Here is a 19,357-nt window from a genome sequence, read left to right as displayed (position 1 = left end):
AGTTGAGTAATAAAAAAGCGAGTTGTTGAAAATTTGATGATTCCCCAACTGGTAGCTATAGAGTAGACCTACTGCTACCAGTTGAGCATAAGACATTTCTTGAAAAATTCTTGCGTAATGCTTACTGACTAGGACTTACAGCAAATTTTGATCGCTGGATTCATTCTCAATAACTTCAAAATTATTGAGAATTGATAATACATTTATGTTGCAATTGTGCTTCAAAAATTCTTTCTAGAGCTTAACCTAGCCTACTTAACATCCGATTTTTTTTCTTCATGCCTGAATAGAAATTGTTCCTTTTACAATCTCCACGCTTGTCAATAGAGATGAAACTTGTTTTAAGTAGTGAAATTGTCTGATTAATCACAGTTACAAATAGCAGACATTTTGCACCTAAAACCCCGATTCCTGTGCAAAATGTCTGCTATTCTGCACAGCTTATACACGCCTTTAACTGTTATAGCTGTCAGGAAACTTTGATTATTCACTACAAAATGTCTGCTATTTAGAACATGGCTTTGACCAAAAAATTGGTATTTAATACATACACCAACTAGCTTTTAGCCACTTTTATCAAACTTGCTCATTCTCAATAACTCTAAAATTATTGAGAATATATAATACTTTTATGTTGCAACTGTACTTCAAAAAAACTGCTCTCTTAACTGCCCAGCTAGTAAAAACTAAAGCGGAGCGATCGCGGCAACGAGTTCGGTCTACGCTCTGCGTGGCTCACAAGCTAAAACCACGATCCTGCTGTCTTTGCCTTTGTTGCTCCTCCCTGAGATGAGCTTCTAATTCCTGACTCCAATCAGGATTATGGGTTTTGAGCCTTTTACCCTGTGGCAACAATTCTAATACTGCACTAGCTGCGTTATTCCCAAGTTCATCATTATTGAATGCTACGACAACCCTATTGAAACTCTTGAGAAATTCCATAGGTAGGTTATTCGGGTCATCAGCTACTATCAACATGGTTCTAGTTGGTGGTAGTCCCTTGCAACTTGAGATCAGGTAGGTAGCTGCTGACATCGCATCAATTGGTGTAGAACACAAAAAGACGTTTTCTACCTTGTCCGTAGGTTGCCCTCCCAATCTCAGATAAAACCAACCATAAGCTGTAGAGGTGTTTTGGTCATACTCCACAGTGCGATGATTTTCTCTAGGCTTTGACCAAACTAATGCGCCAGTTTTTTCACCATCTAAATTACGCTTGATAAACAAAATATTCCGTTGCTCATCCATGTAAAGCAACTGATTACCATGTAATCCTTGCACAATATAATCTGGTATATAGCGTTTCTCGCTTAAGTACTTGTGCAACACTTGCCAAAGAACTTTATCCTCTGGTGGTGGGGTGAACTCAGGCTGTTGTTGTTTGCGTTCAATATCTTGAAAGAGTTTTTCTAACTGCTCAACTGGGAGTGGTTTAACAGGTTTGAGCAGCAATTCATTAATAGGTTCATCATCACGTTCTGTTTGGTAGTCAACGCCAAGATGTTTTTGCAAACCGGGGAAGGTGTAGGCAGGCCCCAAAGAAGTGCCGCTAAATTTCTGGTCACTCCAGGAATACGAGATGCCTTTACTTTTACCGTTGCGTGTTAGCCCGTGACGAACTTCTACACCCAACAGTTGCAATCGTTCAACCAGTTGGGGCATAGTCGGTTTATCTACTGTGGCGCGGTCGATTACTTCAATTAGTTGGGTTTTGATTGGCTGTTGTGGCGGCGTGTTTCTCTCACCCTGCTCATACTCCAATTGTTCTCTCTCAAATCGTTGCTGTTGCCCGGAACTCGGAGCGCGGCTCAGTTTCTCTTTACTACTTAGAGCTTGCTGCAACCCATATTCTAGTTCTAGCTGGCGAATGATTTTTTCAGAGCGCATATACTCCCAGCTATCACGGGTAATCTTGCCGTCATCCAAACTAATTCTACTGGCGCAAATATGTATATGGTCGTGGTTGCGATCGCTGTGGCGGTAGATGGCATATTGGTTAGCTGTGTAGCCCATTTCTGACATATACTTGTCGGCAACCTCGCACCAAGTATCATTGTCTAGCTGTTCGCCTGGGCTTAGTGAGAGCGAAACATGATGAACTACTTTCTCTGCTTCTGGATTAAGTTGTCGAGACAGTCGGAATTCTCTGGCTAATTCTCTGGCATTTGTGCCAAACATATTGCCGCCAATTAAAGATGACTCCTCTTTGTTTTCAAGATAGTCAAGGAGTCCGCGAAAGCTTTTACCTTTGGTTTGGTTGCCAATCATTTTTACTCCCAGTCTTCCGAATCACTGTCATCATCAATGTCATCGTCATCAATAATTTCAGTTTCGATTTGGGACAATTCTCGACCAATTTTTTGTAAGAGTTCTTGTAGCTGTTTTAGTTGTTCTGGATCTGCGGGTGGTCGCAGTCCCATTTTAATAGCTGTGTTAGTAGCTCTAGTGAGTTGATTAATATTGCTGCCGATGCGGACTAATTCTCGGTAAGTAGCTAGGGTTATTTTGCTCAGTCGTTTGGGCAGTGGTTTTAGTAAAACACTGCGTCTCGTTAACTCCGCTATGCTAAGTCCCGCGTCTGATGCTTTGAGCTTAATCATCTCGTGTTCGATTGCGTTGACACGAGCTTCTAATGTCTTAGTACGAAGCAGGTTTTTTGAAAGTTTGGGACGCATAACTGTGGGATGTCTTAGAGGGGGTTTCCAAAGCGGGGACACTTCCCCCTTTGGCAAGCCTGTCGTCCGAGCAAAGCGAGGTTTGCCGGAGGCAAAAGGCACGGCTTGCTTCTAGCCCAAATACGGGGGTAGGGAGGGGTAGGGAGGTGTCGAGTGCTACCTATGTACGGAGGCACAGCGAGAGACTGGGGGCGAGGGGACGACAGCGTAGCTGGGTGGACGGTTTCGGGTGATTTCGGGTGGGATGAAGTCAGAGAACAGCGTAGCTATTTCGTCATAATTATATCAGTGTTTGTTGAATTACTGCTAAGGCGTAGGCGGGGTGGTTTAGCTACAGTCAGCAACAGTCAAGAACAGGGGAACATAGCGACAGTGTAGCTGGAGCCGTAAGAAATATATCAGCATCTAATAAATAATGGTAACGGCGTAGCCGCCGACATGAAAATTCTAACCAGCGTAGCTGAAACCATCTGAGAATCTGGAGTTATACTTTTTGAAAAATAGTGGAAAATAAGGGAATTATGATCTCAATTTAATTTCATAGCAATGGTTGAGCCAAAAGATTCTGGTCAGATTACGTATAGCAAGATTGATGAGGCGATTACTGCCTTGAAGGATATAAAACCGAAAGAGCGGGATAGTGTATCAGACAGAGAAGCTATTCGGAAAATGAGACGGTATATCGAGAAACTGACTTCTGATAAGTATGGCTATACTTACGATGAAGTCTCAGAGATGCTGAAAGGTCTGGGGATTAATTTAAGTGGTAGCAGAATTAAATATTTATTGGGTGAGGTGAAGAAAAGCAGCCGTCGCCATCAAAAGACATCTTCAAGCGGCAACAGTAATACGTCAGAGAATCCGGGTACTGAAAATCAGCAAAAAGTTGAAGCCAGTAGCTCAGCTGAAGAAACACCTGTAAAGAATACGAAGAGCAAGAGCAAGAAACAACAGCCAGCAGCGCAGGAGCAAGAGGATAAATAAGAGCCAACTAGCCAACCAAACAGGTCAGCTTTTGTGCCAAAAATTTACAGTGATGATGAAATATAAGCTGACTGAATTATGACTGCTATAGTGATCCAATTTTACAAGCAGCATTAGTGGAGTTTGTCATTGATGAGTTTAAGCACGATTAAATTTCACTCGCCAACAACTCTTAAATCATCAGTTGTAGATATGGGCAGTTTCTCCTTAGATTTTACTAACTTAGGAGTGTCGGGTGGGTTTGATGTAGACTTTGGTGGACGACATCGCTCACAATACTTTGGTTGGGATGGGTAGCAGATGCGTTCTACCACAGAGTTGCACTGCTTACACACAAAGCGATAGGTTCTCTGTTTAATCACCCTCACGTGAGCTTGAACAAAAACTTCCTTACTTTCCACCAGTCTGTTACCTCAAAGACAATTAATCATTCCTATGGCTGAATATTCATCGATTCTTAGGTTCTTAGAAGCAGAACGTGAACGCTACATTCTGGAAGCGGCTGAATTGGAACGCCGCCTCAAACTTGTTCACAATCAGATGAATGCTCTAGACGCTCTAATCAGAGGATACGCAACAGAAGAACAGATGTATTCTACCTCTAGACGTTTATCTAATTTACACTCACCACAAGCATTTCTTCAGCAGAATTTAGCTGAACTTGAGGAAGATGATCTTAAAGATGAGTATCTTGAACAGCAAAATATTGTTGAAGAAAACACAGCGATAAATAATTCAGCAATTGGTGAGCAAACTTCCCCAACCTCCCAGAGCGAACCAACCATCACAGAAGACAAATCAGGGGACTCTTCTACAAATGAAATAGATATATCTGACATTCCCAAACTTGGTACTAAAAGAAAGCCTACCTCTTTGCCACTACTGCTCGAATTTCAAGACTACTCTGTACAGAATGCCATTTTGATTCTGATGCGCCGCCGTCCTGATTTGCATATGCACATTGATGCAATTGTCCGCGATATCTATGGCGATTTACCACAAGAACAGTTCAAGACAGCAAGGATGAATGTTACTAAAGCACTTTCTACTGGTTCTCAGTTGGGAATGTGGTATCGAGTGCTACGCGGTACTGGTGTCTACACTTTGCACTATGAGAAAGGTGTGACTGCTAGAGGTAAATAGGGGAGCAATAGCTCTGGAAGATAAAAGCATTTTGCCAATACATTAGATAGCCGTGCCAGCAAGCCGCCGCAACACTATATATAAAATCTTGGGGGTTTGAGGGCTTATGGCCATTGGACTGTATTACTTGTCCAGTAAACCTGTTTATCTATTTAATTACCGTTAGTGGACGTGACGAAAAACTGGCATATTGAGGCTGTTGGTAGGTCAACTGTCACCGAAGTTTAGTTCACCAGCCCTCTAAAAACGTGTACTAGACGTAAACAAGGCATCAGAAAACTAGCCGTAGTCTATTGGCTACAACGCCGCACAGCTATTTACTGTTGTTTATAGTTGCCAATTGTGGTTAAGCCTGGGCTGCATCCCTGGACAGCCAGTTCTGGAAGATTTGCTCACGTCCATCGTCAGCCTCAACCACACGATAAACTCGTTGGCGTTCGCCAGTTCCATCTCTACCTTGATACTTTAATTTCAGCCCTATCTTCTTCAGCAATCGCCGTAAGATAACGATGGGGCTGTCATTGTCATTGAGGGTAATATCCAGAACGGTTTTCACCTGCCACTTCACTCTAAGGGCATTGTTAGCCATCTGCACGAGGTCGGCATCAGTTCCCCGGAATTCGCGATCGCCGTCGATGAATTGGGGGATGTTGAACAGTTCCAAGGCATGAATCACTAGCCCAAGTTGACCACCGTTAAAGTCTGGTAGCCATGCGCTCTTGGCAAGAAGCATCTTTTCACCCAGTTTGCGATCGCGGTCAGCAACTTTCGCTCTGCCCAAGGTCAGGTAAAAATGTAGCCTCAGTTGTGGGTAATAACCTCGATCGTCTTTTTTGACGAGTTCCGAGGTAACATCCACACCGTAACGCTGTTCTAGCTTATATTTGCGCTCAATGTGGCGTTCAGTTGTGGTTTTAGCCCGTTGTTGTTGCAGCGCCTCATATTTGGCAGCAGTCATCGTAGTTGTATCGGCAGCAGTGATATCCTGACATTCACCGTTGTAAACTTCATTTGTTTGGGCGGTGATTTCGTTGTTTAACTTTTTGCGAATTTTGTTGTCATGGACATCGACAATGTTATGGCCTTCGTTGCCTAATTCCTCTAGCACTGTGTCGCGGTAATGAATCATACCCGCATTGATGCGACAAGCCATTTTGCCAAAAACGTTTAAGGCAGTGCGATTAATGTTGATTTCATCGCCGTCAATGATCAATGAAGCATTCTGTAGCAGCTTCAAGTTAGCTTGAAAGCGTTTATGCTCACAGGCTAACAGGGATTTGAGGTTAATTGCTCCGTTACCAATCTTTCCTAAGCCATGACTGGCTACCCAAAGATGACGCGGTATCGCCTCTCGGACACGGGCTAAGGCTTGGCGAGTGGCATTTTCTGGTGCTACTCCCCGAAAGCATCCCCAAACACTGGTAAAATGCCCCCAAATGTCGATGCTGACCCCTGTGCCGATGGATGGGGAGGCCAGCACAATGTCATATTCCAGCAGTACTTTGTTTAATCTCGATATGCAGTTGTAAGCTTCGTGTTGCGGGTCGGCAATCGTTTCGGAGTCAATACGAAGTATTTTGCGATCGGGAAATTGTTTCTTAAACCTCGCCTCTAAAACTTTGGTTCCCCATTTGGATTTAGCTTTTTGGCAATCAACGGCAATAAAGGGCTTACCCCCGGTTTTGATGTGGGCTTCCAGGGCAGCTAACCAATTAACCGGGGTAGTTTGTTTGTAGTGGTAAATGTTCCAGGGTTGACCCTTCCAGTTGTTGACGACTACCCAAGGGGTAACTTGGGTTTCTGCCAGACCCATAACCATTTCTGGCGATAAATCAGATAAGTCAGCATCAGCCAGGATGACTTTACCACGTCCAGGAGCGAAGGCATTTTTGAACAACTGTGAAAGTTGGTTGAGGACTTCGACCCGATGCTTCTTAACTTCAGTGTTGGCAGAGAGCAAGTGCCAGATCACCTGCTCGGATTCGTCAATGATCACTAAGGGTTCTTTCCAGTGGGCAGCGTTAAATCTGGCTTGACCGTTGGGGTGTAAACTGTCTACACACAGCGCAAAACCAAGTAAAATCCCGGTTTCGCTGTTTCTGACTTCGGTGATGTAGGGGATGCCTACCCGATCCGCGATCGCACTTGCTAACTGTACCCTGTGCGATAACAGGATAACGGGTTGACCGTTGGCGATCGCCTCTTGAACGATCGCGGCAAATGACTGTGTTTTACCTGAACCTTTAGGGGATTTGAGCAAAATCAGTTTGGCGGTTTCTGGGATAGCCAATTCTCCCAGGTAACGCTGATTGAGGACGAGTGCCGCCTCAATTGAGAGTCGGCTGTACTCTTTGACCTGCCATTTTTCTTTTGTCAGTGCTAGTTTTATAATTTCATCAGTAACAGCTGGCCCCCTAGCGGCGATTAAGTCATCAATGCCTTTTTCAGGGTAACTCCACTGTGTAACTAAGACTTGACAGCCACACTTCGTTAACAGTTTTGCGGTTTGGCTAATGGCAATATTCACCCGTTGGACTGTTTCTGGCTTGGTGTCGTGGTCAAAGCAAATGATGAATTTACGTCCAAGGGTAGCAAAGTGTTGTAGCTCTGGAATTAGGTGTAAATTACCTGTCGGTTGCCCAAATTCATCTTTGGGATTGCGGTAGCCACTGTTTATCCCAGGAAGGGCGATCGCCGCATAGCCCAAAGTAAGCAATGCCCCTGCTTTTTTGGCCCCTTCACAAATCACAACTGGGATGTTGTACTTCCATACCCAATGCCAAAAGCCTAATGCCCTATCTTCATCGCTGATGGGCAAGTCATATCGTGCGGCTACACTCTCCCAGATGTAATCTGGTACTGCCAGGAAGAATGCCCGTGTTGGCACTCGCAACGGATGTTCATACTTGATGAATTTAAGAACTTTGTTCAGGTCGCGCCTGGGGCGATCGGGTTTCATGCCGCCCCACATCATGGGGCTATAATCGTTAAGCGGGTCAACGCCACTGCACCACCAGTTGAGTCCTTCGATGTGGCGATACTTCTTCAATACCCCGTCTCTGAGTCGTCCATCGTTACGGCGGGGGACGTTTTGACCATAGAACAGGTAATCGTAGGCGGCAGTACCCGATACGGAAATCACGTTTAGCGCAATAATTCCAGGGTCAACAGCACTGGCTAACCATTCATTCCAATGGTGCGCTTCTATGTCAGAGGGACGGGATATGATCTCGTACCTCTGTGTAACTTCAATTTGTTGAAGCCCACAGTTACTATTTTTCACAGCTTTTTCCCTCAAATACGTTGTTTTTCAGTATTTGGAGGGGGTTATCGCGCTGCCATACCTTATATCTACATAAATCGCTGTATTGCTCGAATTTTGCCCAATTTTGGTTTTGAAAACAAAGATTTGATGACTTTTTTAGCCAAAATCTCCCAACAGAAGCACACCAAAGTTGCCACAGCTATCGATATAATAGTGTGAAGGCAGCACGGACTAAATCTCATTTCCAATCAGTGGTTTTCTAAGCTTCCAACTTTTCGGCCACTGCTTTGGTTTGTTTGAGATCCCCTCTCCGGCTCCAGTAAATAGAATATGAGTTTAAACCTCGGATAAAGCGTCACTACTTACTAGCTAGTGGCGCTTTTGTCCATCTATCTTTTGATACTTTTGTATATTTACCTCCGTGTACGCTTCATTTCAGTACTTGCCTGATCTTACAGAACAATCGAACACTTGACATCCAACTTGAATACGAATTCTCCGTAACGCTACTTAACAAGCCTGCTTGATAGTGGTTGTACGTTGGGGTGGTAGCCTTCTGGAGTTTTAGTCATGTATTGCCCTTAGTTTTCTTGGTTTTCTCTTCAGGCTTGTTTCCTTCTGAGTTAGTCCTTTCGCCCTCCATTTCATCTAGATATTTTTGCAATGCCTTTTCTACCACTTCTGAAATTGTAGTTTCTGTAGATGCAACAAAAACACGAAGCCTTCGGGCTAAGTCTCTCTTGACAAGTCCTGTAATACGAGAATAATCAGGGTTTTCTCTCCTGCCCAAATCATCAGTCTCAATAGTTTGCTCTACCATTCTCCCACGATATTTTTAAAACATTTTTTTGTTCACCCGTTATAACGGGTGAACGTTGGTCTATAATATCATCATCAAGCCAAAAAACGCCACCCAACAAAGGCTAGAGTTGCCGGAAAGTGATGCTATGGCTTGCCCCCAACTGGATATGTGGATTTAAAGCGATTTAGCCTCTAAATTCTCCAAATCCAGGAAAATCAAGACTTTCACCAATCATCTGAACCATGACAACGACATACACCAATGCCAAAAACTGGCTAGTTCAGGCAGACTTGTTAGCCAAATCCGGGCTAACTGACCTTATCGCCGGAAAAGACTCAGGTGCAGGGTATGGGAAGGCAATCATCGGTGATTTTTCTATCATGATGCCAGCCGTATACTCACTTGTTCGCAACCGCAACATCATGCACCACGAAACCATCTCAAAAGATGGGGCATGGGTACGTTATGTAGAAGGAACGCGGCTTGACTTAAAAGATGTTCAATTTTTCTGGGGCAGTGCAGCGATCGCTCAAACTGACCACACCCTGTTACACGAAGATAAAGCCAAAAAAGCAGAACTGGCACTTGAGTCTATCCTTGCAGACTTAGCCGTTCTGAATATTCCCGATGGGGTCAAGCTTTCAATTAGTTTGAGCAATCACAACCCCGAACGCTGGGGCCAAGAGATTAAACGCAGAGTATCAGGGACTCACACCTTTGAACATCTGCACCCTGTAACTCGTTCTATTGTCACCAAGACAGTTGAAATCGTAGTCACAGGCATTTATCCCGAAGGTTTTGGAAGCATTGCCCATTGCTTATTCGGTGAAGCATCTCTGGTGCTTGACCCCTCAGAATTAGCGATCGCACTCGATATCGGTTCATCCACTTGGTTGGTGACTGTCTTTAACGGGAGCGGTGCAGTGATTGACAGACACCTCATAGAGGGTGGAGCGGGTGAACTGCACACCATGATTGCAGAAGCGCTCGACAAACGAAACGACCGAGTGAGTCTGCTGTCCAAGGATGTGAAGCACTCGCCCAGTTTGGTGAACCAGGGGATTATTGAAGGCACTTTCACTTATGGCGGCAACCACCTCACAGGTAAGAAGTTTGAAACCGAGTACAGCCAATGCCTAGACGAATGGTGGAGTAACAGGATTGAGAAATTCGCCAACTTTGTGACTGCTGGTAATTATCTAGACCGCGCTAAATACCTTGTCGCCTGGGGTGGGGGTGTTTCGCTGCCAGTGGTGGATCAAAACTTAGCCGGTCTAGGCTTTGTGGTCTTGAATAATCCCCAATTCATCAATGCCTTGGGGTTGAAACTATTAACTCAAATTGCAAGAGGAGCTTAATCAATGAATTACGAATCTCGGCGTATAACCATCTCCTACCTAGCAGTAATTGAATTGTGCAAGATTTTTGATTTACCCCAAGATGCACCGACACAAGCATTATCAGCAGGTGTAGAGAAGCTGATTTTTCAACATGGCAATGTGCAACCATCGCCCAAAGTTGAAACACCGCAATCTACACAGCCCAATAAATCGGCACTTAGCGCAATGGTCACTAATTTTAAAGGGGCAGCATGAGCAGAACCACATTCAGAAACACGGTTTTAGGCATCGGTGCAACAGCAGCAGCGTTAGCTCTTGGCTATTTCGGAGTCCAGCAGCTTGGCAGAAACAATATGTTTACCATCGCCGCAGTTGTGGGAGGTGCAGGGGCAATTAGCTATGTACTACAAAAACCGAGCCAGCCAGAAGCGCCAAGTAATCAGCCAGAACCCCAACCCACACCGATGAAAACCCAAAGGAAAGGGAAAAAGTCATGAGCGACCAAGACACCATGCAGACACAACCATCGCTAACAACCACTGAAATAATGACCATTCTCCTCGGTTGCGAACAGACTCTTAGGTTTGTGCAAGCATCTCCAAATTACAAACAAATCGAAGCGTCCGAGCGATTCAGTACATCGAATGACCTAAAAATAGGTGATGCAGTCCAAGCCTTGATGGAGATTCACGAAGCAATCCTAAATATCGAGTTCTATTCGCAGGTTTGAGGGACAAACTTATGCTTTCAACGACAGCCTTACAGCGTAACCACCTCTACGAATTCCGTGGTCAACAACTGCGCTACAGCCATCGGTCTAATTGTCGAGTCAATGAACCTTTCATATTCAATGACTCAAAGGGCAGACGAAAAGAATTAAGCCAAAACCAAGTGCAGAGGGAGGTTTTTGAACTTGTTGAGTTTTGTGAAAACTGATGATGAAGCGATCGCATCTGCCGGCAAGCTTGGCGATCGCCTAATCAGGATGTATCTCTCGCCGCAAAACGAAAAGTACTTAAGGATTCTAACAAATGACACTTGACTACAAAAATCCTAATGATTGGGGACGTTCACCCCTGACCGACTCTGCCCTAAGAAAGCAGCAATTCAAAGTAGAAAATCCTGAACAATGGGCAGCAATGATTTCGGCAGATATTGAGGCACTTGACACACTAATATTCGAGAGTGAAGATTACCCACCCTTCACCGGAACTGAATTCTTAGCGACTCATTCAACCATTGATGACCATCCATACTCTGCTGCATTTGGTCAATTCTTGGGTAACGGCATTGACGCGGACATTGCAAATATATTGGCGTTTGGCTCCAACAGATTTGATTTAATTTCTGATGATTTTGATGACCCTGTAAGGCAACTGGCAGCGAGAATTTATAGCCGATTTGAAGAGATGGGCTATTGGGATGAAGTGCCCCAAGAGTCGAGTGATATCAACTACGACAACATACCTTATTAGGAGAATAACGCAATGGACTTTGCAATACGTAATCCGGTAGTTGGTCATGCAAGCCATATTGATGAAAAAGCGCAAGCATGGGGAGGGTTTGAGTCTGATATTTTGGGCTATCTCTCAGATATAAATAAGCTCGAACAGTTTGCCGATTACGCCAATAATGCCCAAGAATTATCTGACCGATTAGAGCCATTTCTGGATAATGCCAAGGTGGTTTTTGAGGCGATGGAGAAGTTGACCAAAGGACAAGTTACCTGGGTCGAACTTCGTAAACAATACGGCTCTCATGTTGCGGGTGCTATCGCCAAAATTCGTAAACTTAACGCTGAATTTGACAGCGATATGAGTAAAATAGATGCCCAAGATAGAGCCGACCTCCTGCGAATTGACCAAAAACGTAAGCACGGACTTGCAGAAGTGGCAGCACAATTGCACCACGATTTACAAGCCGAATTGTGGAGACATGAAAACAAGATAAGCGGCATAGAAAACAGGCAAGTTGTGCAAGCAGAACGGCAGGCAATCACAACAGGGCTGAGAGAGAAACGCCAGCAACTTTTAGCCCGTGCAAGATATGGCTCAAGAGCATTAGAGCCGAATCAAACGCCCCAGGAAGTGATACCAATTCAATCCCAAAATCATGCACCAGCGTCTAGTGTTTCTGCAACAGGAACAGTTCGCGGTTGGGGTGCAATGTTGGGTAACTTGTGGCAGAAGTTGGGCGACCGATAACTATTAGTTGAAAGGACACAGGCTGATGCTAGTAAGGAAACGAAATGAAGATCCTCATAGCGTCAGCCCTTTTTCATTTGAAGGGCTGGCACAGACTCCACAACAACACAAAATTGAGCAACCATCACAACCGCAACCATTACCAGAAAATAACCGAGGTCGGACATTTAGACGTGCTGGTAATGCTTGTGAGATTGTCGCTGGCAGTTGTTTAAACAGTGCAGTTATTTTCACTTTTCATTTATTACAAGTTCACCCAGTTGGAATGTTCCTTGCTGTTGGTACTGCACACCTGTATTTTACTGCCACTGCAACAGGTGAAGGTTTTAATAATTTCGTTACTAATTTAATGACTGGTTGCAGTGCGTCATTAGCCCTATTGTGTGCCCTCAATGAACCCATTAGTGAGTGGAATGAAGCGAGAACTTCTACTAGTACAGCTAATACTTCTATTGAAAAGGTGTATCAGCCAAAAACTGCTGAATCTTCAAGTTGGATGGATGGTGCAGGAGTGGGCATATTTCTAGCGATATTAATGATTTTTCTATTTGGTGGTAGGAGAGGTAAATGAACTATCTATCTGAGAAACATAAACAGTTATCCGAGTCACAACAGTCGGGTTTAATGTTGTGGTTTGGTGGTCTAACAATGGACAAGAAAGCTGTTGCAATTGGGCTTAGTTTGACTGTGGGTATTGGATCGGCGGCGATGGCGTGGCAGGGAACTAGCAGTGATCGGATCTACTTCTGCATTAAAACCCCTTCAAAAACATTGGTGTGCCGGGATAAAGATAACCGACCGTTTCGCATGACCCCCTTCTACTGGCAAGAATGGAAACTGTCTGGAATGACGCGCCAAGTAGTACGTGACCCAGCAACCGGAGTTAATGGGCTGGTGAAAGCGACCAACCCATGCAAACCGTTTTGGGCGTTTGGCGGATTCCTGGGGTTTGCTCTAGCTGGGTGGATGCTGAGGCACTGCCAGGATGAGGAGAAGCAGAGAGCAGTTTTTGAAGACATCGCCCAAAAACGGGATGCTGCAAAAGCAGAGATGGCTGCACGTTCCGAGCTACTAGAGAGTTACCGAGACGTTGCGATCGCAGAAGTGCAATTACAAGCCGACTTGGATCTAATCGCCAATGACCGCACTGTTGACATACAAAAAGCCGAGATTTACGCCCACACGGAAATTGAAGTTACCCAAATGGAGGCATCCGAGGCGATTTTTGAAGCGCAAACGGCGGGGATGACCGAGCAACAGAAGGCGGAGTACATTAAGCAACTGCGGGAGATGAAAACACCTTACTTGCAAGGGAGTCAGACTTTAGCGGGGACGATTGACCCGAACGACAAGGTTACTGGATCTGAGCCAGGAGCGATTGCAGACGGCGACAAATATCGCTGGATTAACAACACCATCGGCTACCCCACTTTGATATTTGGTGGCATGGGTGCGGGTAAGTCGTGGACTACCAGAGAGATTATCTGGGCAAAGCGTCAAGCCGGTTGGAATCAAATTTTTGTACTTGACCCACATGGTACTGAGGTTGAATGGCGAGGGGTAAACCTGATTACTGGCTACAGGGAAATAGCCGACTTTATGCAATGGTACATGGCACAAATGCGCCGCCGTTACAAAGCCTATCGTGAAAGCGGAATGGTTGAGGAGCAATGGACGCAACACTTAAGAGACACAAACCAACATTTCTGTGTAGTCGCTGAGGAGTTTACGACCTGGACAGATAATATAACTGAGCCAATGCCAGACGATTGTGAGGATGAAAAATGGAAGCCCGACCCTGATTTTATTGGTAAATGGTTTCGCTGTGCCATGACTGAATCTCGCAAGCAATTAATGATTCCTTTGTTCGTAGCTCACGACCGCACAATGGAAATCTTAGCTAAAGCCAAAGGATTATCAAAACTTCGAGATGCGGCACTGTTAGAAGTAGAACTAATCGCAACGATTGACCCAATCACCACAGAAGCTAAAGCTAGCGGTAGGGGTAGGATTAAATTACCTGGGCATGGGCAATGGATTGATATTGAACTGCCTAAACTTGACCACAAGCGAATTGATTTTTGGTTTGATGAATCTAGAACAGTTAATGAACCGCCAACCATCGATAAAGCCACTTTAGAGCGCATCTATGAACTGGAATTCAATCTTGGTAACAAAGCAGGTGACACCCAAGATGAACCTAAGAAACTGTCACCAATGGCGCAAAAACTGTATGAATATCTCACCAGAACTGAACGAATTGAAGCTGATGTAAGAGAGTTTAAGGGCAACTTTAAAGTGAACGGTGAGAGATTTAGTGTTGAGCAAATCAAGGGCTGGATGTACGAAATTGTTGGAGCATCTTTAGCAGACTGGATAGGCGAGGGTGTTATCAAGCTTAATCAAATTTGACTGCCATTAGTGTCTGGTGTCTAGCCCCAAAAACGCCCTTTTTTAGCGGACACTCCTCATCGGACACCACAGACACAAAAACCATGAAAACCTTATGCAGTATAGACATTAGCAGATAGCACTACAGACACGACTCAGACACTTGGTGTCTAAGTCGTGTCTGCTGGACACCAATAAGAAATTAGCCCGTACTCAAAGTTAGTATCAAAAAATCAATCATTAAGTCAGGAGATTGACTGATTTTTGATAATATATTACCGATGCAGTCAGAGTTGACAAGCTGCAAAATAAATGTCATCAGCACTCGGCAACCAATAAGAAAGCAAAATGATTACATTTGTTGATGTCTTTACAATTCTCCCTGACAAACAACAAGATTTACTTCAAGCTATCCAGGACGTATATCGAACAGTTGTGAAACAGCACCCTGGATATATTTCTGCTCGGTTATTAAAAAGCTCGGACGGTGCTAAAATAACCGCTATTTCGCTTTGGGAAAATCAAGAACAGTTTACCGCTATCAAGGAAATTCCAGGCGTTCAGGACTTGTACAATTCGGAATTGTTTGCTTGTGTTATTTCCAATGATTCCCATGCCTATAGCTCTTTTGTCGAAATTGCTGGTACTTCGCACAAGCATAATAAGTGATGCGATTGCTTGAGTGGCTAGGGCAAGCGGGATTACTAACTAGTTTTTGCAGCTTGAAATTGGTCGTTCTCCAACACCGGGAAGTACCTCCCGGCTGTACCCCATATAGTCCTGCTACCCGACCACGGTGATGCCAACACCTATAAATTTCAATATCAATGTGGATTATTTCAGTATTTTTACTTATGTCACTGAGATAAATACTTTACTATCATTGACAAGGAATTCAAAAAATATTGAAAGGGTGGTTGTTGTCATGAGTAATGTTGCTGCTAAAGTTCTTGCTTCCGTTGCAGAAAAAGCAGGTGAAGTGGCTCTAAAACAGGCTTTTAAGGAATATGGTGGTGAGTCTGGTCAAAAGTTGAGCGAGTCGCTTTTCGGTGGTTATGTAGAAAGAAAGGTTGATAAGATTGATGAACAACTAAACAAACTGTCCGCCAATTTAGAAAAATCATTAGACATAATCAAACGTAAAACTAGCGACATTCACATAACGCAATTATTTAATGAGTACAATAAGTGTGTAAATAATATAAAGAATCTTTTAGAAGACTATAATGATTACAAAGAAGAATCGCTAAAAGATAGCATCAATAAAAGAAATTCATACAAGAATCTTTTGAGCAGTAATGGTATTCTCTATCAAGTTAAATCTATGCTGCTTCATCTCACCTCTAAACAACAACCTATTAATAAAAGTTATCTTGAATATTATGCATTTCTATTATTAGAAGACTATCCTGATGTATTCAATTTTTGTAATAAATTAGATTCTCTAATAGAACACTGCACATTTTATCTAGTACTAGCCATAAGTTTGCAGCAAAATGTTAAGCAAGAAGCTCAAGAACACAATAAAATCTATCCATCTCCAGACTCTTTGTACATCGAAATACACGATGTTGACATGAAGCCGACAGATGAAAAAATATTGGATTCGCACTATTATGCAATCGCAACTGTACAGGATGCCAAAAAAATATATCGCCAATTTGATGAGTGTCAGGGTGTAACTATAATGTTGCAACATCTTCCAGATCAAAAATATTTGACTGGTTATAAAGATGGCAATGCTTTAAGTGAAGTAAAGCCATTTGAATGGTTATATCATATTAAGGCTAAAGGAAACAAAGAGGGAATGCCCCAGATTTTTCTCAATGGATTATTAACTAACCGAGAGGTTAGGGAATATAGGGATAGAATCGAGACGACCGGTTTATTTGGTGAGGTCACGGGAGCTAAAGTGGAACTTCGTCATGTAAAACTAGACGGAAAAGCACAAAAGTGGAAACTGATTAAGAAGAATGAAAATGGAATAATCTATTTCATATTTCAGCACCAAGAAAGTGGCTTAGTTTTAGATGGTATTAATAACGGAAGAGTCTACCTGAGCAAACTGGATGATAATAATCCTCATCTAAGGTGGCAACCTATTTTGACAAAAAATCCAAGTGGGTACTTTATCTTACGACATTTGCATCAGGGATTTGCTTTGGACTCTGACAGTTCTAGAGTTTATGCAGAAGGACGTAACCCAGATCATGAAAATATCGCCATGAAATGGCGTTTAGTCACTGATACACTATTTCCTGATGAATTTCTAGAACCTGGTCAAAAGCTCCTCTCAATGAATGGGAAAATAAGTCTTACCTATGAGCAAAGTGGTGTTTTAGTTCTGTTTGATCGAGCCGAGAACAAGGAATTATGGAAATCGAGGCAAGGACAACTAGGTGCATGGCGATGTTGTATGCAGGAAGATGGTAATTTTGTTACCTATGCAAAGGAGAACGTTCCTACTTGGGCATCAAACACTATGAAACCTGGAGGCAGATTAATCGTAAGGGATAGTGGTGATTTAGTCATTACTGCTCAGAATGGTAACACCATCTGGTCATCTATATAGCAGTCGCTTCAGAGCAGAGATCATACCTGCAAGTGGTCAACGTGCTGCAAGCATAAGCAGGTTTTATCAGCCAACGGAATAATCAGGGTTGTAGCGATCGTGGTTTCGTGCTGATTGATAAGTCTGGGTTAATCGGGTGTCATCGCTCACGGAATATATAGGTTTTCGGTCGCTTAGATTGTGTTTCTACTGTTAGACAATGTAGGCTAGAACCTATGAAAATAAACCGATTCGGCAGGGCAGAGATTCTCACACCCGATCAAATTAATGTCCTATTTAGCGAGGGCTTTGTCAACCCACGCGATCGCGCTTTGTTTGGCGTGTGCCTTTACGCGGCCTGCCGAATCAACGAAGCCTGTACTTTGGCGGTTCTAGACGTGTTTGGCAGCAACGGTGTCAGAGGAGTTTTGGTATTACGCAGCGTGAACACCAAAGGCAAGCGGGACACCAGGGAAATCCAAGTGCATCCCAAGCTCAAGCAGTATTTAGAAGAGTACAACCCCAACCGCCGCAAGGAGTTTCTGTTTCCGGGGCGGCATGGGCTAGGGCATATCCACAAGGTTAGTGCTGATAAAATCCTCAGAGATACCTGTGTGCGGTTGGGCATTGAGGGCGTGAGTACCCACAGCTTTCGGAGGACTGCATTAACCAGGATGAGCGATGCCGGGATACCGTTGCGCCACATTCAGGAGATATCGGGACATCGGACTTTGGCAGCTTTGGAGCGATATCTGGGTGTAACTGAAAAGCAGAAGCAAAACGCGATCTCTGCTTTGGATTTTTGAACTACTAGAGAGAAATGTCACTGCGCGGTGAGGCATTGAAGGATGCACCTGTGTTTGCCAGTGCGACGGGTAGACCCTTAGCTCCTTCCCACATTGACCGAGTGGTGAAAAGGGCGGCAGCAGCAGCAGAATTAGAGAATGCCATGAATGTTTCAGCGCACTGGTTTAGGCACAGTCATGCTACCCACGCATTAGATGAAGGTGTTCCGGTGCATTTGGTTCAGGCGACTCTTGGGCATACAAGTTTGGATACCACGAGTAAATATCTGCACGTAAGCCCTGACAGGAGTTCTGGAGAGGTTTTAGTTAAGCGATGGTCTGAGCCATTTTAATTAGCGAGCGCAAAAAACTGCCTAGAATTGGATTTTGGCGGAGAATATAGTGGACTACTACCCATGAATTAGATTGACAGGAAAAAAAGTTCCTGGTATTGTTCACTTGATTGAGAAATTATTTAATTGATATGAACATAGAAACTTTAATCTCTAGTGGTTTTGAAATCTTATCAGATTCTGAAGCTTCTTTAATAACTGGTGGTACTAATCAAACAGGAACTGTGATAACAAGAGTTGATGAGCGTGGTCAAATAATAATCAAGACTTATAAGCCAGATGGAACCTTAGATTCAATAGTGAATACGTCTACACCACTTACACCCTCTCTAGTTACCCCAACACCTCCACTCATTACTCCTGCTCCACCTCTTACACCCTCGCTACTTGCCTCCTAACTCTCACCCGATCAATTCCTCTGATTGCAAAACGGCGAATGCTCTAATATTCGCACAGAAAGGCGGCTCGTTGTCGCACTTGATTTTGAGTAGCTTCACTAACTAATAGACCTCTTGCAAAAATAATTCATGGTGCAATAGGGCGTTTTAAAAATATGCTTTCTATCTCAATCAGACATACTAATACTAATGAGGGAACATAGGTTCTCAGTATAGATTTTGATATGCATTTTTTATAAAAGTCTTAATGATACCACAAAATAATTATGCAAGAGGTCTAATGTAACGATTCGCAGACAAATCTCTAATTCCCTATAATTCGCTTTGGTTTTGAGTTAGCGATACATTTCTGCTCATGCGATTCATCAAACTCAGATAATCGTCTAATTCTTCATATTCATCTAATTCTTTTTCTTCCTCTGAAGTAAGTGCAGATTCTTTCTGTTTAGTTAATAAGGCTTCAATT

22 protein-coding genes are annotated in these 19,357 nt (G+C 43.6%); 18 read left to right on the top strand and 4 right to left on the bottom strand.

What is annotated here, in order from left to right; all coding sequences use genetic code 11:
* Nucleotides 1-735: 735 nt before the first annotated feature.
* Together F8S12_RS20965 and F8S12_RS20960 are read right to left on the bottom strand one after the other, a co-directional pair.
* Nucleotides 736-2,268 carry a relaxase/mobilization nuclease domain-containing protein gene (locus F8S12_RS20965; RefSeq protein ID WP_196518053.1) on the bottom strand — a complete coding sequence of 511 codons (1,533 nt, stop codon included), beginning with the start codon at nucleotides 2,266-2,268 and terminating at the stop codon, nucleotides 736-738.
* 2 nt (nucleotides 2,269-2,270) lie between these two features.
* Entirely contained in the window at nucleotides 2,271-2,777 is a 507-nt protein-coding gene (locus F8S12_RS20960) for a plasmid mobilization protein (RefSeq protein ID WP_331001423.1), read from the bottom strand.
* 60 nt (nucleotides 2,778-2,837) lie between these two features.
* On the opposite strand from F8S12_RS20960, the gene F8S12_RS20955 reads away from it, so the two are divergent.
* From F8S12_RS20955 to F8S12_RS20940, 4 genes are all read left to right on the top strand, one after another.
* Complete coding sequence (locus F8S12_RS20955) at nucleotides 2,838-3,053, top strand: hypothetical protein (protein ID WP_196518045.1); 216 nt, start codon at nucleotides 2,838-2,840, stop codon at nucleotides 3,051-3,053.
* Between the two features lie 168 nt (nucleotides 3,054-3,221).
* Nucleotides 3,222-3,659 (top strand): hypothetical protein, encoded by a 438-nt coding sequence (locus tag F8S12_RS20950; protein ID WP_196518043.1) that lies wholly within the window; start codon nucleotides 3,222-3,224, stop codon nucleotides 3,657-3,659.
* A 132-nt stretch (nucleotides 3,660-3,791) separates the two neighbouring features.
* Complete coding sequence (locus F8S12_RS20945; protein ID WP_196518041.1) at nucleotides 3,792-3,956, top strand: hypothetical protein; 165 nt, start codon at nucleotides 3,792-3,794, stop codon at nucleotides 3,954-3,956.
* Nucleotides 3,957-4,094: 138 nt separating this feature from the next.
* Nucleotides 4,095-4,802 carry a hypothetical protein gene (locus tag F8S12_RS20940; RefSeq protein WP_196518039.1) on the top strand — a complete coding sequence of 236 codons (708 nt, stop codon included), beginning with the start codon at nucleotides 4,095-4,097 and terminating at the stop codon, nucleotides 4,800-4,802.
* A 346-nt stretch (nucleotides 4,803-5,148) separates the two neighbouring features.
* Here the strand turns inward: F8S12_RS20940 and F8S12_RS20935 are convergent, their stop codons facing one another.
* Together F8S12_RS20935 and F8S12_RS20930 are read right to left on the bottom strand one after the other, a co-directional pair.
* Nucleotides 5,149-8,085, bottom strand: coding sequence for a plasmid replication protein, CyRepA1 family (locus F8S12_RS20935; protein WP_331001422.1), 2,937 nt, complete (start codon nucleotides 8,083-8,085; stop codon nucleotides 5,149-5,151).
* Between the two features lie 550 nt (nucleotides 8,086-8,635).
* On the bottom strand, nucleotides 8,636-8,887 hold the full coding sequence (locus tag F8S12_RS20930) for a hypothetical protein (RefSeq protein WP_196518037.1): 252 nt from the start codon (nucleotides 8,885-8,887) through the stop codon (nucleotides 8,636-8,638).
* Between the two features lie 224 nt (nucleotides 8,888-9,111).
* On the opposite strand from F8S12_RS20930, the gene F8S12_RS20925 reads away from it, so the two are divergent.
* The 14 genes from F8S12_RS20925 (at nucleotide 9,112) to F8S12_RS20860 (ending at nucleotide 18,891) form a co-directional block, all read left to right on the top strand.
* Nucleotides 9,112-10,227: a ParM/StbA family protein gene (locus tag F8S12_RS20925; protein ID WP_196518035.1), complete on the top strand. Its 1,116-nt coding sequence runs from the start codon at nucleotides 9,112-9,114 to the stop codon at nucleotides 10,225-10,227.
* A 3-nt stretch (nucleotides 10,228-10,230) separates the two neighbouring features.
* The gene (locus F8S12_RS20920) at nucleotides 10,231-10,464 is read left to right on the top strand and encodes a hypothetical protein (RefSeq protein WP_069073853.1); all 234 of its coding nucleotides are present in this window, start codon (nucleotides 10,231-10,233) and stop codon (nucleotides 10,462-10,464) included.
* Complete coding sequence (locus tag F8S12_RS20915) at nucleotides 10,461-10,706, top strand: hypothetical protein (protein ID WP_196518033.1); 246 nt, start codon at nucleotides 10,461-10,463, stop codon at nucleotides 10,704-10,706. The genes F8S12_RS20920 and F8S12_RS20915 overlap by 4 nt, the downstream gene beginning before the upstream one ends.
* On the top strand, nucleotides 10,703-10,939 hold the full coding sequence (locus tag F8S12_RS20910; RefSeq protein WP_094346457.1) for a hypothetical protein: 237 nt from the start codon (nucleotides 10,703-10,705) through the stop codon (nucleotides 10,937-10,939). Before F8S12_RS20915 ends, F8S12_RS20910 begins: the two co-directional genes overlap by 4 nt.
* Nucleotides 10,940-10,950: 11 nt before the next feature.
* Nucleotides 10,951-11,145: a hypothetical protein gene (locus F8S12_RS20905; RefSeq protein ID WP_196518031.1), complete on the top strand. Its 195-nt coding sequence runs from the start codon at nucleotides 10,951-10,953 to the stop codon at nucleotides 11,143-11,145.
* Nucleotides 11,146-11,240: 95 nt separating this feature from the next.
* Nucleotides 11,241-11,684, top strand: a complete 444-nt coding sequence (locus F8S12_RS20900) for a hypothetical protein (protein ID WP_196518029.1) — start codon at nucleotides 11,241-11,243, stop codon at nucleotides 11,682-11,684.
* Between the two features lie 12 nt (nucleotides 11,685-11,696).
* Nucleotides 11,697-12,413: a hypothetical protein gene (locus tag F8S12_RS20895; RefSeq protein ID WP_196518027.1), complete on the top strand. Its 717-nt coding sequence runs from the start codon at nucleotides 11,697-11,699 to the stop codon at nucleotides 12,411-12,413.
* Nucleotides 12,414-12,438: 25 nt separating this feature from the next.
* Entirely contained in the window at nucleotides 12,439-12,984 is a 546-nt protein-coding gene (locus F8S12_RS20890; protein WP_196518025.1) for a hypothetical protein, read from the top strand.
* Nucleotides 12,981-14,825 (top strand): hypothetical protein, encoded by a 1,845-nt coding sequence (locus F8S12_RS20885; RefSeq protein ID WP_196518023.1) that lies wholly within the window; start codon nucleotides 12,981-12,983, stop codon nucleotides 14,823-14,825. Before F8S12_RS20890 ends, F8S12_RS20885 begins: the two co-directional genes overlap by 4 nt.
* 327 nt (nucleotides 14,826-15,152) lie before the next feature.
* Entirely contained in the window at nucleotides 15,153-15,473 is a 321-nt protein-coding gene (locus tag F8S12_RS20880) for an antibiotic biosynthesis monooxygenase family protein (protein WP_196518021.1), read from the top strand.
* 130 nt (nucleotides 15,474-15,603) lie between these two features.
* Entirely contained in the window at nucleotides 15,604-17,376 is a 1,773-nt protein-coding gene (locus F8S12_RS20875) for an RICIN domain-containing protein (RefSeq protein ID WP_196518019.1), read from the top strand.
* Between the two features lie 215 nt (nucleotides 17,377-17,591).
* Nucleotides 17,592-18,161 carry a tyrosine-type recombinase/integrase gene (locus F8S12_RS20870; protein WP_196518017.1) on the top strand — a complete coding sequence of 190 codons (570 nt, stop codon included), beginning with the start codon at nucleotides 17,592-17,594 and terminating at the stop codon, nucleotides 18,159-18,161.
* Between the two features lie 14 nt (nucleotides 18,162-18,175).
* A complete protein-coding gene (locus F8S12_RS20865) occupies nucleotides 18,176-18,493 on the top strand; it encodes a tyrosine-type recombinase/integrase (protein ID WP_196518015.1) in 318 nt (105 codons plus the stop codon).
* 131 nt (nucleotides 18,494-18,624) lie between these two features.
* The gene (locus F8S12_RS20860; RefSeq protein ID WP_196518013.1) at nucleotides 18,625-18,891 is read left to right on the top strand and encodes a hypothetical protein; all 267 of its coding nucleotides are present in this window, start codon (nucleotides 18,625-18,627) and stop codon (nucleotides 18,889-18,891) included.
* The last annotated feature ends 466 nt before the right edge of the window (nucleotides 18,892-19,357 follow it).

Origin of the sequence: Nostoc sp. WHI, from assembly GCF_015714725.1 — a bacterium.
Taxonomy (GTDB): domain Bacteria; phylum Cyanobacteriota; class Cyanobacteriia; order Cyanobacteriales; family Nostocaceae; genus Nostoc.
Note: the sequence above shows the minus strand (reverse complement) of the source record. Positions and strands in the feature narration are given on the sequence as shown.

Bases quoted from the DNA above. Each gene is read 5' to 3' on its own strand.
- F8S12_RS20955 (WP_196518045.1), top strand. From the start codon at position 2,838: ATGTACGGAGGCACAGCGAGAGACTGGGGGCGAGGGGACGACAGCGTA.
- F8S12_RS20925 (WP_196518035.1), top strand. From the start codon at position 9,112: ATGACAACGACATACACCAATGCCAAAAACTGGCTAGTTCAGGCAGAC.
- F8S12_RS20965 (WP_196518053.1), bottom strand. From the start codon at position 2,268: ATGATTGGCAACCAAACCAAAGGTAAAAGCTTTCGCGGACTCCTTGAC.
- F8S12_RS20885 (WP_196518023.1), top strand. From the start codon at position 12,981: ATGAACTATCTATCTGAGAAACATAAACAGTTATCCGAGTCACAACAG.
- F8S12_RS20930 (WP_196518037.1), bottom strand. From the start codon at position 8,887: ATGGTAGAGCAAACTATTGAGACTGATGATTTGGGCAGGAGAGAAAAC.
- F8S12_RS20870 (WP_196518017.1), top strand. From the start codon at position 17,592: ATGAAAATAAACCGATTCGGCAGGGCAGAGATTCTCACACCCGATCAA.
- F8S12_RS20950 (WP_196518043.1), top strand. From the start codon at position 3,222: ATGGTTGAGCCAAAAGATTCTGGTCAGATTACGTATAGCAAGATTGAT.
- F8S12_RS20860 (WP_196518013.1), top strand. From the start codon at position 18,625: ATGAACATAGAAACTTTAATCTCTAGTGGTTTTGAAATCTTATCAGAT.
- F8S12_RS20915 (WP_196518033.1), top strand. From the start codon at position 10,461: ATGAGCAGAACCACATTCAGAAACACGGTTTTAGGCATCGGTGCAACA.
- F8S12_RS20920 (WP_069073853.1), top strand. From the start codon at position 10,231: ATGAATTACGAATCTCGGCGTATAACCATCTCCTACCTAGCAGTAATT.
- F8S12_RS20945 (WP_196518041.1), top strand. From the start codon at position 3,792: ATGAGTTTAAGCACGATTAAATTTCACTCGCCAACAACTCTTAAATCA.
- F8S12_RS20905 (WP_196518031.1), top strand. From the start codon at position 10,951: ATGCTTTCAACGACAGCCTTACAGCGTAACCACCTCTACGAATTCCGT.
- F8S12_RS20880 (WP_196518021.1), top strand. From the start codon at position 15,153: ATGATTACATTTGTTGATGTCTTTACAATTCTCCCTGACAAACAACAA.
- F8S12_RS20900 (WP_196518029.1), top strand. From the start codon at position 11,241: ATGACACTTGACTACAAAAATCCTAATGATTGGGGACGTTCACCCCTG.
- F8S12_RS20940 (WP_196518039.1), top strand. From the start codon at position 4,095: ATGGCTGAATATTCATCGATTCTTAGGTTCTTAGAAGCAGAACGTGAA.
- F8S12_RS20890 (WP_196518025.1), top strand. From the start codon at position 12,439: ATGCTAGTAAGGAAACGAAATGAAGATCCTCATAGCGTCAGCCCTTTT.
- F8S12_RS20865 (WP_196518015.1), top strand. From the start codon at position 18,176: ATGTCACTGCGCGGTGAGGCATTGAAGGATGCACCTGTGTTTGCCAGT.
- F8S12_RS20895 (WP_196518027.1), top strand. From the start codon at position 11,697: ATGGACTTTGCAATACGTAATCCGGTAGTTGGTCATGCAAGCCATATT.
- F8S12_RS20875 (WP_196518019.1), top strand. From the start codon at position 15,604: ATGCCAACACCTATAAATTTCAATATCAATGTGGATTATTTCAGTATT.
- F8S12_RS20910 (WP_094346457.1), top strand. From the start codon at position 10,703: ATGAGCGACCAAGACACCATGCAGACACAACCATCGCTAACAACCACT.